This window comes from Phocaeicola sp. (genome assembly GCF_057861905.1).
This window is the reverse complement of the sequence record NZ_DBMACV010000014.1, coordinates 15,749-30,393: the sequence shown is the minus strand read 5'-3', so window position 1 is coordinate 30,393 and position 14,645 is coordinate 15,749. Positions and strand designations below refer to the sequence as shown.

Below are 14,645 nucleotides of genomic sequence, written 5' to 3'. Positions count from 1 at the left end.
ACATGATTGTAGTACCAGTAAAAGAAGGCGAAAACATTGAAAAAGCGCTGAAAAAATTCAAAAGAAAATTTGAAAAAACAGGTGTTGTAAAAGAACTGAGAAGCAGACAGCAGTATGACAAACCGTCTGTTTTGAAAAGACTGAAAATGGAACGTGCTATTTACGTTCAGAAAATGCACCAGGTAGAAGAATAATAATTCTGCAAAAACTTTGAATTATTGAATTCTTTTTCATAAATTCGTTGCTGAATAATTAAGGCGATGCTTTTTTATGCTGAAAGAATCTTTTTTGAAATATCTTCGTTTTGAGAAAAACTATTCTGACGATACAATTGTTAGTTATGGTACGGATCTCTCGAAATTTGAAGAGTATTTTAAGGCGGTGGATGAAAATCTGGATTTCGCGGCAGTTGATGCGGATATCGTTCGTGGGTGGGTTCTCTCATTGATGGAGGGTGGCTGTACGGCAACTACTGTAAATCGGAAATTAAGTTCACTTCGTTCTTTTTATCGTTATTTGCTGCGTCAAGGCGTTGTTTCGGTTGATCCGTTGATGAAAGTGACGGGTCCGAAGAAAAAGAAGCCTTTGCCTGTTTTTGTAAAAGATGCTGATATGGCTCGCTTGCTGGATGATACGGCGTTTGATGCTGGGTTTGAAGGTGTTCGCGATCGCTTGATATTGGAAATGTTTTATGAAACGGGTATTCGACGTTCGGAGCTAATAAACTTAACGGATGCGGATGTTGATTTGTATGCTAAGCAGATAAAGGTAACGGGAAAAAGAAATAAGCAACGTTTGATTCCTTTCGGTGATGAGCTGAAGGAGGATATAGAAGCTTATCTTTCTGCTAAAAAAGATTTTTTGCCAGATGGTGGGGAGGCATTTTTCGTGCGGAAGAACGGAAAAGCGTTGTATCCCTATCTGGTATATCTCTTAGTGAAACGTAATCTTTCGAAGGTCGTTTCGTTGAAAAAAAGAAGTCCGCATGTCTTGCGACATACTTTTGCAACCTCGATGCTGAATAACCATGCAGAACTGGAGGCGGTGAAAGAGTTGCTGGGGCATGAGAGCTTGACAACAACGGAGGTTTATACTCATACGACTTTTGAAGAGTTGAAAAAAGTTTATGAACAAGCTCATCCTAGAGCGTAAAGAAAAAGGAGGTATTTATGGAAGTAAGAATTCAATCAATTCATTTCGACGCATCTGAAAAATTGGAAGCTTTTATTCAGAAAAAAGCAGAGAAGCTCGAGAAGTTTTGCGATAATATAAAGAAAGTAGAGGTGTCTTTAAAAGTAGTAAAACCTGAAACAGCAATGAATAAGGAAGCTGGTGTACGCGTCTTGGCGCTGAATACAGAGTTTTACGCTGAAAAGGTAAGTGATACATTTGAAGAATCAATAGATGTGTGCATGGATGCACTATCTAAACAGCTGCTGAAATCGAAAGAAAAACAGCAGGGTAAATAAAAAAATCGCGAGAAATATTTTGTGATTAGAAAATTATATCTAACTTTGCAGCCGCTAAGTCGCGGAGATTGTGCGGCTGTAAAGTTAATTTGCCTCTTTAGCTCAGTTGGCCAGAGCACGTGATTTGTAATCTCGGGGTCGTTGGTTCGAATCCGACAAGAGGCTCAAAAGGAAGAAAAACACAGGTTAGAAACTGGTGTTCTTTGAAAGAAGTTGGGCAAATACCAGAGTGGCCAAATGGGGCAGACTGTAAATCTGCTGGCTTACGCCTTCGGTGGTTCGAATCCATCTTTGCCCACAAAAATGCGGAAGTAGCTCAGTCGATAGAGCATTAGCCTTCCAAGCTGAGGGTCGCGGGTTTGAGTCCCGTCTTCCGCTCTTCTTTTTTTCTTCTTTGCTGTTATAGCTCAGCGGTAGAGCACTTCCTTGGTAAGGAAGAGGTCCCGGGTTCAAGTCCCGGTAACAGCTCGTGATTTGTAAATAAAGCTGATTATTAATCAAAATAAATAGTAAAGCTATGGCTAAAGAGAAATTTGAACGCACCAAACCGCATGTGAACATTGGTACGATTGGTCACGTTGACCACGGTAAAACAACTTTGACTGCTGCTATCACTAAAGTATTGGCAGAAAGAGGTTTCACTAAAGCTGACGAAATCAAGTCTTTCGATCAGATCGATAACGCTCCGGAAGAAAAGGAACGTGGTATTACCATTAATACTTCTCACGTAGAATATGAAACTGCAAATCGTCACTATGCTCACGTAGACTGTCCGGGACACGCCGACTATGTAAAGAACATGGTTACTGGTGCTGCTCAGATGGATGGTGCGATCATCGTAGTTGCTGCAACTGATGGTCCGATGCCTCAGACTCGTGAACACATCCTGTTGGCTCGTCAGGTAAACGTACCGCGCTTGGTTGTATTCTTGAACAAGTGTGATATGGTTGACGATGAAGAAATGTTGGAACTGGTTGAAATGGAAATGCGTGAATTGCTTTCATTCTATGATTTCGACGGTGACAATACTCCTATCATCCGTGGTTCTGCACTGGGCGCTTTGAACGGTGTAAAAGAATGGGAAGATAAGATCATCGAACTGATGGACGCTGTAGATACTTGGATTCCTCTGCCTCCGCGTGATGTAGATAAACCATTCTTGATGCCGGTTGAAGACGTATTCTCAATCACTGGTCGTGGTACTGTTGCTACTGGTCGTATCGAAGCTGGTGTAATCAAGGTAGGTGACGAAGTTGAAATCCTGGGTCTTGGTGAAGACAAGAAATCAGTTGTAACTGGTGTTGAAATGTTCCGTAAATTGTTGGATCAGGGTGAAGCTGGTGATAACGTAGGTTTGTTGCTTCGTGGTATCGATAAGAACGAAATCAAACGTGGTATGATTCTGTGTCACCCGGGTCAGGTTAAAGCTCACTCTAAGTTCAAAGCTGAGGTTTATATCCTGAAGAAAGAAGAAGGTGGTCGTCACACTCCGTTCCACAACAAATATCGTCCTCAGTTCTATCTGCGTACTATGGACTGTACAGGTGAAATCACTTTGCCGGAAGGAACAGACATGGTAATGCCGGGTGATAACGTAACAATCACTGTTGAATTGATCTATCCGGTTGCATTGAATGTAGGTCTGCGTTTCGCTATCCGTGAAGGTGGTCGTACAGTAGGTGCTGGTCAGATTACTGAACTTCTTGACTAATACTAAAAGTCATTGAAATAAAGCTTATAGTTCCCGAAGCAAATTCGGGAACTATTTTTACGGGAATAGCTCAGTTGGTAGAGCATCGGTCTCCAAAACCGAGTGTCGGGAGTTCGAGCCTCTCTTCCCGTGCTAAATTGATAAGAATATGTTTAAAAAGATAACGAATTATTGTAAAGAATCTTATGACGAACTAGTCCATAAAGTATCGTGGCCTACTCGTTCAGAACTTTCAAGTAGTGCAGTGGTTGTTTTATATGCTTCCCTACTCATTGCACTCGTTGTTTGGCTTATGGATTCTGCCTTCCGCTTTATTATGGAAGACGTTATCTATCCGCACTAATAAACAGTAATAAGAATGTCTGAGATTGAAAAGAAATGGTACGTACTTCGTGCCGTGAGTGGTAAAGAAACCAAGGTTAAAGAGTATCTTGAAGCTGAAATGAGAAACAGCGATCTTGGTGAATATGTATCTCAGGTATTGATTCCTACCGAAAAAGTTTACCAGGTTCGCAATGGTAAAAAAATTGTGAAAGAGAGAACTTATCTCCCTGGTTATGTCTTGGTAGAAGCTGCGCTGGTTGGTGAAGTAGCTCATCATTTGAGAAACATCACGAATGTAATCGGCTTCTTGGGTGGACAGGAACATCCGGTTCCCTTAAGACAATCGGAAGTGAATCGTATACTGGGTACGGTAGATGAACTTCAGGAAGTAAGCGAGGATGCTAATATTCCTTATGCTGTAGGAGAAACAGTGAAAGTTAGTGTTGGTCCGTTCAGCGGATTCAGTGGTATCATTGAAGAAGTGAGTGCGGAAAAACGCAAGCTGAAAGTAATGGTCAAAATATTCGGGCGTAAAACTCCGCTTGAATTAGGCTTTACGGATGTGGAAAAAGAATAATGCATTTTGTTACGTGTCGTTATTCTATTCGTTAATCACTTATATTAAAAATTAAAAAAATGGCTAAAGAAGTTGCTGGACTAATCAAATTACAGATTAAAGGAGGCGCTGCAAATCCATCACCTCCCGTTGGACCTGCTTTAGGTTCTAAGGGTATTAATATCATGGAGTTTTGCAAGCAATTCAACGCCAGAACCCAGGACAAGGCAGGTAAAGTATTACCTGTAATCATTACCTACTACACAGACAAGTCTTTCGATTTCGTAATTAAGACTCCTCCTGTAGCAATTCAGTTGCTCGAGGCTGCTAAAATCAAGAGTGGATCTGCTGAACCTAACCGTAAGAAAGTTGCAGAACTGACTTGGGATCAGATTCGTGCTATCGCTCAAGACAAATTGGTTGACTTGAACTGCTTTACTATCGAATCTGCTATGACAATGGTAGCAGGAACAGCTAGAAGTATGGGTATCGCTGTAAAAGGTGACTTCCCGGGTAATAACTAATTAACTTCAATTAATAATGGGTAAACTGACAAAAAATCAAAAGTTGGCTGCAGAAAAAATTGAAGCAGGGAAAGCATACTCACTGAAAGAAGCTGCTCAGTTGGTAAAGGATATTACTTTTACTAAGTTTGACGCTTCATTAGATATTGACGTACGTTTAGGTGTAGACCCTCGTAAGGCTAACCAGATGGTAAGAGGTGTTGTATCTCTTCCTCATGGTACAGGTAAGCAGGTTCGCGTGCTTGTTCTGTGTACACCGGATGCTGAAGCTGCTGCAAAAGAAGCTGGTGCTGACTATGTTGGTCTTGATGAATATATTGAAAAGATCAAAGGTGGATGGACTGATATTGATGTAATCATCACTATGCCGTCTATCATGGGTAAGATCGGTGCTCTGGGTCGTGTTCTTGGTCCTCGTGGATTAATGCCGAACCCGAAGAGTGGTACTGTAACTATGGATGTAGCTAAAGCTGTAAAGGAAGTTAAGCAAGGTAAGATTGACTTTAAAGTTGATAAGAGCGGTATCGTTCATACTTCAATCGGTAAAGTATCTTTCACTGCTGACCAGATCCGTGACAATGCGAAAGAATTTATCGCTACTATCATCAAACTGAAACCGACAACAGCTAAGGGTACTTATATTAAGAGTATTTATCTTTCAAGTACTATGAGTAAGGGTATTAAAATCGACCCTAAATCTGTAGAAGAAATCTAAAATTAAGGAGGAATCATGAGAAAGGAAGATAAAGGCGTAATTATCGGTCAGTTGGCTGATACCGTAAAGCAATACGGACATTTCTACTTGGTTGATACAACTGCAATGGATGCAGCTTCAACAAGTGAATTGCGTAGAAAATGTTTTAAGGCTGGTATCAAACTGGTAGTTGTGAAGAATTCTTTGCTTCACAAGGCTTTAATGAGCTTGGATATTGATTATTCACCATTGTTTGATTCTTTGAAAGGTACAACTTCAGTGATGTTCTGCGAAACTGCGAACGCTCCTGCTAAGTTGTTGAAAGAATACAAAGACGGTGTTCCTGCATTGAAGGCTGCTTATGCAGAAGAAGGATTCTATGTAGGTGCTGATCAGCTCGAAGCTTTGGCAACAATCAAGAGCAAGAACGAAGTTATCGCAGACATCGTGGCATTGCTGCAGTCTCCTGCGAAGAATGTTATTTCTGCTCTTCAATCTGGTGGTAACACCATTCACGGAGTTCTTAAGACTTTGGGTGAACGTGCTGAATAATTGTTTCCCAAGTTTAAGACTTAACCAAAACAACTTTAATTATCAAATAGTAACAAACAATTAAATTCATACAAAAATGGCAGATTTGAAAGCTTTTGCAGAACAATTAGTTAACTTGACAGTAAAAGAAGTTAATGAACTTGCAACTATCCTTAAAGAAGAATATGGTATTGAACCTGCTGCTGCAGCTGTAGCTGTTGCTGCTGGTCCTGCTGCTGCTGGTGCAGCTGCTGCTGAAGAAAAAACTTCATTCGATGTAGTTTTGAAGAGCGCAGGTGCTGCTAAATTGCAGGTTGTTAAGGCCGTTAAAGAAGCTTGTGGTCTTGGCTTGAAAGAAGCAAAAGACTTGGTTGACGGTGCTCCTAGCACAGTAAAAGAAGGCTTGGCTAAAGACGAAGCTGAATCTTTGAAGAAAACTTTGGAAGAAGCTGGAGCTGAAGTTGAACTTAAATAAGATTATCCTGTAAATCAGGTAGTTCGGTTAAGAGTCCTCTGTAAAGGGGATTCTTAACCTTTTTGCGTCTATATTAAGTTACACAGGTTTCTATACCTGAATTTAAACATTTTAACTCCATACAGATGTCTTCAAATACTAATAATCAACGAATTAATTTTGCTTCTATTAAGAATCCGATGAAGTATCCGGATTTCCTGGAAGTGCAATTGAAGTCATTTCAAGACTTTTTACAGTTAGATACTCCGCCTGAAAAACGAAAGAACGATGGCTTGTATAAAGTGTTTGCAGAAAATTTCCCTATTGCAGATACTCGTAACAACTTCGTGCTCGAGTTCCTCGATTACTATATCGATCCGCCTCACTATTCTATTGATGATTGTTTGGAACGTGGATTGACTTATAGTGTTCCCTTGAAAGCTAAATTGAAGCTTTATTGTACAGACCCCGATCACGAAGACTTTGATACTGTTATTCAGGATGTATATCTGGGTCCTATCCCTTATATGACTCTGAAAGGTACTTTTGTTATCAATGGAGCAGAACGTGTAGTTGTTTCTCAGTTGCATCGTTCTCCGGGTGTATTCTTCGGACAAAGTATCCATGCGAATGGAACTAAATTATATTCAGCTCGTATTATTCCGTTTAAGGGTTCTTGGATAGAATTTGCTACGGATATTAATAACGTGATGTATGCTTACATTGACCGTAAGAAGAAGTTGCCTGTAACTACATTGCTGAGAGCTGTAGGCTTTGAAAATGATAAGGATATCCTCGAAATATTTAATCTGGCTGAAGACGTTAAGGTTAATAAGGCCAATTTGAAGAAAATTATCGGTCGCAAGCTGGCTGCACGTGTGCTGAAAACTTGGACTGAAGATTTCGTTGATGAAGATACTGGTGAAGTTGTTTCTATCGAACGTAACGAGGTAGTAATCGACCGTGAAACTGTAATTGAACCGGAACATATCGATTTGATCCTGGAATCAGGTATTCAGAATATCCTCGTTCACAATGAAGAAGCTAATTCTTCTGATTATTCAATTATTTTCAATACTTTACAAAAAGACCCGTCTAACTCGGAGAAAGAAGCTGTATTGTACATTTATCGTCAGTTGCGTAATGCTGACCCTGCCGATGATGCCAGTGCACGTGAAGTTATCAATAACTTGTTCTTCTCTGAAAAACGTTATGACCTGGGTGAAGTAGGACGTTATCGTATCAACAAGAAGTTGAATCTGGATACTCCTATGGATGTGAAGGTGTTGACAAAACAAGATATTATTGAAATCATCAAATATCTGATTGAGCTGATTAACTCAAAAGCGGATGTTGATGATATTGACCATTTGAGCAACCGTCGTGTACGTACCGTAGGAGAACAGTTGTCTAACCAGTTCGCTATCGGTCTGGCTCGTATGTCACGTACTATTCGTGAACGTATGAATGTCCGCGACAATGAAGTGTTTACTCCGATTGATTTGATTAACGCTAAGACTATTTCGTCGGTTATTAACTCATTCTTTGGAACAAATGCTTTGTCACAGTTCATGGATCAGACCAACCCGTTGGCAGAAATTACTCACAAGCGTCGTTTGTCAGCGTTGGGTCCTGGTGGTTTGTCACGTGACCGTGCCGGATTCGAGGTACGAGATGTACACTACACTCACTATGGTCGTTTGTGTCCGATTGAAACTCCTGAAGGTCCGAATATCGGTTTGATCTCTTCTCTGTGTGTATATGCAAAGATTAATGATCTTGGATTTATCGTCACTCCTTACCGTAAGGTGAAAGATGGAGTAGTAGATTTGTCACCGGAAGGTATAGAATATTTGTCGGCAGAGGAAGAAGAAGACAAGATTATCGCTCAGGGTAATGCACCATTGAATGACGACGGAACATTTATCCGTGAAAAAGTAAAAGCTCGTCGTGATGCAGATTATCCTGTAGTTACTCCTGATCAGGTAGAGTTGATGGATGTTTCTCCACAGCAGATTGCTTCTATCGCTGCATCTTTGATTCCGTTCTTGGAACATGATGACGCTAACCGTGCGTTGATGGGATCAAACATGATGCGCCAGGCAGTTCCTCTGTTGAAGACAGAAGCTCCTATTGTTGGTACTGGTATTGAAAAACAATTGTGTGAAGATTCGCGTACACAGATCGCAGCTGAAGGTGATGGTGTAATTGATTTCGTGGATGCAACGACAATACGTATTTTGTATGACCGTACCGATGATGAAGAGTTTGTAAGCTTTGAACCGGCATTGAAAGAGTATCGCATTCCTAAATTCCGCAAGACTAACCAGAGCATGACTATCGACTTGCGTCCTATCTGCTCAAAAGGTCAGCGTGTGAAGAAAGGCGATATCTTGACAGAAGGTTATTCTACAGCTAATGGTGAATTGGCATTGGGTAAGAACCTGCTGGTCGCATACATGCCGTGGAAAGGATATAACTACGAGGATGCTATTGTATTGAATGAACGTGTTGTACGTGAAGATATCTTGACTTCTGTACACGTTGATGAATATATTCTGGAAGTACGTGAAACCAAGCGCGGTATGGAAGAGTTGACTTCTGATATACCTAATGTAAGCGAGGAAGCTACAAAAGACTTGGATGAAAATGGTATTGTCCGTGTTGGTGCTCGCATTGAACCGGGTGATATTTTGATTGGTAAGATCACTCCGAAAGGTGAATCTGATCCTTCTCCAGAAGAAAAATTGTTGCGTGCAATCTTTGGTGATAAGGCTGGTGACGTGAAGGATGCTTCTTTGAAAGCTTCTCCTTCATTGCGCGGTGTTGTAATCGATAAGAAGTTGTATTCACGTGTTATAAAGACTCGTAGTGAAAAGAATGCAGATAAGGCTATCCTGCCGAAACTGAATGAAGAATTTGAAGAAAAAGCTGCAGCACTGAAAGAAATCTTAGTCGAGAAGTTATTGGTTCTGACTAACGATAAGGTTTCTCAGGGTGTAAAAGACTATTTGGGAACAGAAGTTATAGCTAAAGGTGCTAAGTTCACAAAACGTGATTTGGAATCATTGGATTATACAATCATTCAGTTGAGCAAATGGACTTCGGATGCTCATAAGAATGATATGATTCGTGATTTAATCATGAATTATCTGAAAAAGTACAAGGAACTTGATGCCGAGTTGAAGCGTAAGAAGTTTGCTCTGACTATTGGTGATGAACTTCCTTCTGGTATTATTCAGATGGCTAAAGTCTATATTGCTAAGAAGCGTAAGATTGGTGTCGGTGATAAGATGGCGGGTCGTCACGGTAACAAGGGTATCGTTTCGCGTGTCGTACGTCAGGAAGATATGCCGTTCTTGGCAGATGGTACTCCGGTTGATATTGTATTGAATCCGTTGGGTGTGCCTTCTCGTATGAACATCGGTCAGATATTCGAAGCAGTATTAGGACGTGCTGGTAAGGAGCTGGGCGTTAAGTTTGCTACTCCTATCTTTGATGGAGCTACATTGGACGACTTGGATAAGTGGACAGATAAAGCTGGTTTGCCACGCTATTGTAAGACTTACCTGTACGATGGTGGTACGGGTGAACAGTTTGACCAGCCTGCAACAGTCGGTGTGACTTACATGTTGAAGTTGGGTCACATGGTTGAAGATAAGATGCATGCACGTTCTATCGGTCCGTACTCTCTGATTACTCAGCAGCCACTTGGTGGTAAGGCACAGTTCGGTGGTCAGCGTTTTGGAGAAATGGAGGTTTGGGCTATCGAAGCATTTGGTGCGGCTCATGTACTTCAGGAAATTCTGACAATTAAGTCAGATGACGTAGTTGGACGTTCAAAAGCATACGAAGCTATCGTAAAAGGTGAACCGATGCCTACTCCGGGTATCCCTGAATCTCTGAATGTATTGCTGCACGAGTTGAGAGGTCTTTGCTTGAGCATTACACTGGAATAATATATTAATAAAGGAGGGAGAAGATGGATTTCTCCTCCTTTATCTTTAAATTCTTCATTTTATAAAACATAAAGTATGGCTTTTAGAAAAGATACTAAGATAAAAAGTAATTTCTCAAAGATTACAATCGGACTGGCTTCTCCTGAAGAGATTTTGGAAAACTCTTACGGTGAAGTGTTGAAACCGGAAACAATCAATTACCGTACTTATAAGCCGGAACGTGATGGTTTGTTCTGTGAACGAATCTTTGGTCCGGTAAAAGACTACGAATGTCATTGTGGTAAATACAAACGTATTCGTTATAAAGGCATCGTTTGTGACCGATGTGGCGTTGAAGTAACAGAAAAGAAAGTTCGTCGTGAGCGTAGCGGTCACATTCAGTTGGTTGTACCTGTTGCACATATCTGGTATTTCCGCTCTTTGCCTAATAAAATTGGCTATTTGTTAGGATTGCCTACAAAGAAACTTGATGCTATCATTTATTATGAACGTTATGTAGTAATTCAGCCAGGTGTGAAGGCTGAAGATGGCATTAATCAATATGACTTGTTGTCTGAGGAAGAGTATCTTGACATTATTGATAATCTTCCGAAGGATAATCAATATTTGGAAGACAGCGACCCGAATAAGTTTATTGCTAAAATGGGTGCTGAAGCTATCTACGATTTGTTGGTACGTCTGGATTTGGATGCATTGTCATACGAATTGCGTCACAAAGCCAATAATGACTCATCTCAGCAGCGTAAGAATGAAGCATTGAAACGTCTGCAAGTTGTAGAGTCATTCCGTGCTTCAAGAGGTCGTAATAAACCTGAATGGATGATTGTACGTATCGTTCCGGTTATTCCGCCTGAATTGCGTCCGTTGGTTCCGCTGGATGGTGGTCGCTTCGCAACTTCCGACTTGAATGATTTGTATCGTCGTGTTATTATTCGTAATAACCGTCTGAAACGTCTGATTGAAATTAAAGCTCCTGAAGTAATCTTACGTAACGAAAAGCGTATGTTGCAGGAAGCTGTTGATTCATTGTTCGACAACTCTCGTAAGTCGAGTGCAGTGAAGACAGATGCCAATCGTCCTCTGAAATCTCTTTCTGATAGCTTGAAAGGTAAGCAAGGACGTTTCCGTCAGAACTTGCTGGGTAAACGTGTTGACTACTCTGCACGTTCCGTAATCGTTGTAGGTCCGGAACTGAAAATGGGTGAATGCGGTATCCCTAAATTGATGGCTGCTGAATTGTACAAGCCGTTTATCATTCGTAAGTTGATAGAACGTGGCATTGTTAAGACCGTTAAGTCTGCAAAGAAAATTGTAGACCGTAAGGAACCGGTGATTTGGGATATTCTGGAACATGTAATGAAAGGACATCCGGTATTGCTGAACCGTGCGCCGACTCTGCACCGTTTGGGTATCCAGGCTTTCCAGCCTAAGATGATTGAAGGTAAAGCTATCCAATTGCATCCATTGGCATGTACAGCGTTCAATGCCGACTTCGATGGTGACCAGATGGCGGTACACTTGCCTTTGAGTAATGAAGCAGTTCTTGAAGCCCAGATGTTGATGCTTCAGTCACATAATATTTTGAACCCTGCCAATGGCGCTCCTATTACGGTGCCTGCACAGGATATGGTTCTTGGTTTGTATTATATTACCAAGTTACGTAAAGGTGCGAAAGGCGAGGGTCTGATTTTCTACGGACCAGAAGAAGCATTGATTGCTTACAACGAAGGGAAGGTAGATATTCATGCAATTATTAGTGTTGTAACCAATGACCTTGATGAAAATGGTAATATCGTGAAGAAGATGATTAAAGAAACTTCTGTTGGACGTATTATCGTTAATGAATTGGTTCCTGATGAATGTGGATATTTGAATACTATTATTTCTAAGAAGTCATTGCGTGATATCATCAGCGATGTTATCAAGACTGTCGGTGTAGCTCGTGCTTGTGAATTCTTGGATGGTATTAAGAATTTAGGTTATAAGAAGGCATTTGAAGGTGGTTTGTCATTTAACTTAGGTGATATCATTATTCCGAAGGAAAAAGAAGAACTTGTTAAACGTGGTAACGAAGAAGTTGAGCAGATTATGATGAACTATAACATGGGTTTCATCACCGACAACGAACGTTACAACCAGGTTATCGATACTTGGACACACGTAAACAGTGACTTGTCTGATATCTTGTATAAGACAATTAAGAATGACGATCAGGGATTCAACTCAGTGTTTATGATGCTGGATTCTGGAGCCCGTGGTTCTAAGGAACAGATTCGTCAGTTGTCTGGTATGCGTGGTTTGATGGCTAAACCGCAGAAAGCAGGTGCAGAAGGTGCTCAGATCATTGAGAACCCGATTCTTTCTAACTTTAAGGAAGGTCTGTCTGTGTTGGAATACTTTATTTCTACTCACGGTGCTCGTAAGGGTCTTGCCGATACTGCGTTGAAGACTGCCGATGCTGGATATTTGACTCGTCGTTTGGTTGACGTTTCTCACGACGTAATCATTAATGAAGAAGACTGTGGAACATTGCGTGGTCTGGTTTGTACAGCATTGAAGAATAACGATGAAGTTATTGCAACATTATATGAACGTATTTTGGGACGTGTTTCTGTACATGATGTAATACATCCTACAACTGGTAAGCTGATAGTAGCTGCTGGTGAAGAAATTACAGAATCAATAGCACAGGAAATTGAAGATTCTCCGATTGAAAGCGTTGAAATCCGTTCTGTATTGACTTGTGAGTCGAAGAAGGGTGTATGTGCTAAGTGTTATGGACGTAACCTTGCTACGAGCCGTATGGTTCAGAAAGGTGAGGCTGTTGGTGTTATCGCTGCTCAGTCAATCGGTGAACCGGGTACTCAGTTGACATTGCGTACGTTCCACGCCGGTGGTATCGCCGGTAACATGGCTGCAAATGCAAGTATTGTTGCGAAGAACGATGCACGTCTTGAGTTTGAAGAATTGCGTACAGTAGACGCTGTTGAAGAAACAGGTGAGGCAGTTAAGATCGTTGTTGGCCGTTTGGCTGAAGTTCGTTTCGTGGATGTTAATACAGGTATTATCTTGTCAACACATAACGTTCCTTATGGTTCTAAACTGTATGCATCAGATGGTGAAGTCGTTGAGAAAGGTAAGCTGATTGCTAAGTGGGACCCGTTCAATGCCGTTATTGTTACAGAAGCTGCTGGTAAGATCGATTTTGAATCGGTTATTGAAAATGTAACATATAAGGTAGAGTCCGATGAAGCAACTGGTTTGCGTGAAATCATTATTACAGAGTCTAAGGATAAGACAAAGATTCCTTCATTACATATCTTAGATGAGAATGGTGGAATTATCCGTACATATAACTTACCGGTAGGTGGTCACGTTGTTGTAGAAGATAAACAAGTGGTTAAGGCTGGTGATATCTTGGTTAAGATTCCGCGTGCTGTAGGTAAGGCTGGTGATATTACCGGTGGTCTTCCTCGTGTAACAGAGTTGTTCGAAGCGCGTAATCCGTCTAATCCTGCTGTTGTATCAGAAATTGATGGAGAGGTTACGATGGGTAAGATTAAACGTGGTAACCGTGAGATTATCGTTACGTCTAAGACTGGTGATGTGAAGAAGTATCTTGTAGCTCTGTCAAAGCAGATCCTTGTTCAGGAAAACGACTATGTACGTGCCGGAACTCCGCTGTCGGATGGTGCTATCACTCCTGCTGATATCTTGGCTATTAAAGGTCCTACAGCAGTTCAGGAATATATTGTGAACGAAATTCAGGATGTATACCGTCTGCAGGGTGTTAAGATTAACGATAAGCATTTTGAAATTATCGTCCGTCAGATGATGCGTAAAGTTCAGATTGATGAGCCGGGTGATACACGCTTCTTGGAACAGCAGGTTGTTGACCGTTTGGAATTCAATGAAGAAAATGACCGTATCTGGGGTAAGAAAGTTGTTGTTGATGCTGGTGACTCTCAGAACTTGCAGCCAGGACAGATTGTTACAGCTCGTAAGTTGCGTGATGAAAACAGTATGTTGAAACGTCGAGACTTGAAGCCTGTTGAAGTACGCGATGCAGTACCTGCAACATCTACTCAGATATTACAAGGTATCACACGTGCTGCATTGCAGACATCAAGCTTTATGTCGGCTGCATCATTCCAGGAAACAACTAAGGTCTTGAATGAAGCTGCTATTAATGGTAAGGTAGATAAGCTGGAAGGTATGAAGGAAAACGTGATCTGTGGTCATTTGATTCCTGCTGGTACAGGTCAGCGTGAATTTGAAAAGATTATCGTTGGTTCAAAAGAAGAGTACGATCGTATCTTGGCTAATCGAAAGAATGTACTTGACTATAGTGAAGTAGAATAATTGCAATAGTCTATATTTATATTAAAACCACTTTGTCGAAGTTTTTATCTTTGACGAAGTG

The 14,645-nt window shown here is 41.0% G+C and carries 12 protein-coding genes and 5 tRNA genes; all 17 read left to right on the top strand.

Translation table 11 applies throughout. The features are described from left to right. The first annotated feature begins 2 nt into the window (after nt 1-2). The gene (rpsU, locus tag ACZM60_RS04630) at nt 3-194 is read left to right on the top strand and encodes a 30S ribosomal protein S21 (protein ID WP_021970402.1); all 192 of its coding nucleotides are present in this window, start codon (nt 3-5) and stop codon (nt 192-194) included. Between the two features lie 76 nt (nt 195-270). After that, entirely contained in the window at nt 271-1,152 is an 882-nt protein-coding gene (locus ACZM60_RS04625; protein ID WP_340318858.1) for a tyrosine-type recombinase/integrase, read from the top strand. Nucleotides 1,153-1,169: 17 nt separating this feature from the next. Beyond that, nucleotides 1,170-1,469, top strand: a complete 300-nt coding sequence (hpf, locus tag ACZM60_RS04620) for a ribosome hibernation-promoting factor, HPF/YfiA family (protein ID WP_021970400.1) — start codon at nt 1,170-1,172, stop codon at nt 1,467-1,469. A gap of 91 nt (nt 1,470-1,560) precedes the next feature. Beyond that, nucleotides 1,561-1,634, top strand: a tRNA-Thr gene (locus tag ACZM60_RS04615). A 50-nt stretch (nt 1,635-1,684) separates the two neighbouring features. Next, a tRNA-Tyr gene (locus ACZM60_RS04610) sits at nt 1,685-1,767 on the top strand. A gap of 7 nt (nt 1,768-1,774) precedes the next feature. After that, nucleotides 1,775-1,847, top strand: a tRNA-Gly gene (locus ACZM60_RS04605). Nucleotides 1,848-1,865: 18 nt separating this feature from the next. Further along, nucleotides 1,866-1,937 (top strand) — tRNA-Thr (locus ACZM60_RS04600). A gap of 49 nt (nt 1,938-1,986) precedes the next feature. Continuing rightward, nucleotides 1,987-3,180 carry an elongation factor Tu gene (gene tuf / locus ACZM60_RS04595; protein WP_340318859.1) on the top strand — a complete coding sequence of 398 codons (1,194 nt, stop codon included), beginning with the start codon at nt 1,987-1,989 and terminating at the stop codon, nt 3,178-3,180. A gap of 59 nt (nt 3,181-3,239) precedes the next feature. Then, nucleotides 3,240-3,312 (top strand) — tRNA-Trp (locus ACZM60_RS04590). Between the two features lie 16 nt (nt 3,313-3,328). Beyond that, nucleotides 3,329-3,523, top strand: a complete 195-nt coding sequence (gene secE / locus ACZM60_RS04585; protein WP_340318860.1) for a preprotein translocase subunit SecE — start codon at nt 3,329-3,331, stop codon at nt 3,521-3,523. 15 nt (nt 3,524-3,538) lie between these two features. Continuing rightward, nucleotides 3,539-4,081, top strand: coding sequence for a transcription termination/antitermination protein NusG (nusG, locus tag ACZM60_RS04580; RefSeq protein ID WP_340318861.1), 543 nt, complete (start codon nt 3,539-3,541; stop codon nt 4,079-4,081). Nucleotides 4,082-4,140: 59 nt separating this feature from the next. Beyond that, entirely contained in the window at nt 4,141-4,584 is a 444-nt protein-coding gene (gene rplK, locus ACZM60_RS04575) for a 50S ribosomal protein L11 (RefSeq protein WP_008140170.1), read from the top strand. A gap of 16 nt (nt 4,585-4,600) precedes the next feature. Then, nucleotides 4,601-5,299 (top strand): 50S ribosomal protein L1, encoded by a 699-nt coding sequence (gene rplA / locus ACZM60_RS04570; protein WP_340318862.1) that lies wholly within the window; start codon nt 4,601-4,603, stop codon nt 5,297-5,299. A 15-nt stretch (nt 5,300-5,314) separates the two neighbouring features. Next, nucleotides 5,315-5,830 carry a 50S ribosomal protein L10 gene (gene rplJ / locus ACZM60_RS04565; RefSeq protein ID WP_489520893.1) on the top strand — a complete coding sequence of 172 codons (516 nt, stop codon included), beginning with the start codon at nt 5,315-5,317 and terminating at the stop codon, nt 5,828-5,830. A 76-nt stretch (nt 5,831-5,906) separates the two neighbouring features. Beyond that, nucleotides 5,907-6,284 (top strand): 50S ribosomal protein L7/L12, encoded by a 378-nt coding sequence (rplL, locus tag ACZM60_RS04560; RefSeq protein WP_007564160.1) that lies wholly within the window; start codon nt 5,907-5,909, stop codon nt 6,282-6,284. 125 nt (nt 6,285-6,409) lie between these two features. Next, nucleotides 6,410-10,222 (top strand): DNA-directed RNA polymerase subunit beta, encoded by a 3,813-nt coding sequence (gene rpoB / locus ACZM60_RS04555; protein ID WP_489520892.1) that lies wholly within the window; start codon nt 6,410-6,412, stop codon nt 10,220-10,222. Between the two features lie 75 nt (nt 10,223-10,297). Further along, complete coding sequence (gene rpoC / locus ACZM60_RS04550; protein ID WP_340318865.1) at nt 10,298-14,584, top strand: DNA-directed RNA polymerase subunit beta'; 4,287 nt, start codon at nt 10,298-10,300, stop codon at nt 14,582-14,584. Nucleotides 14,585-14,645: the final 61 nt, after the last annotated feature.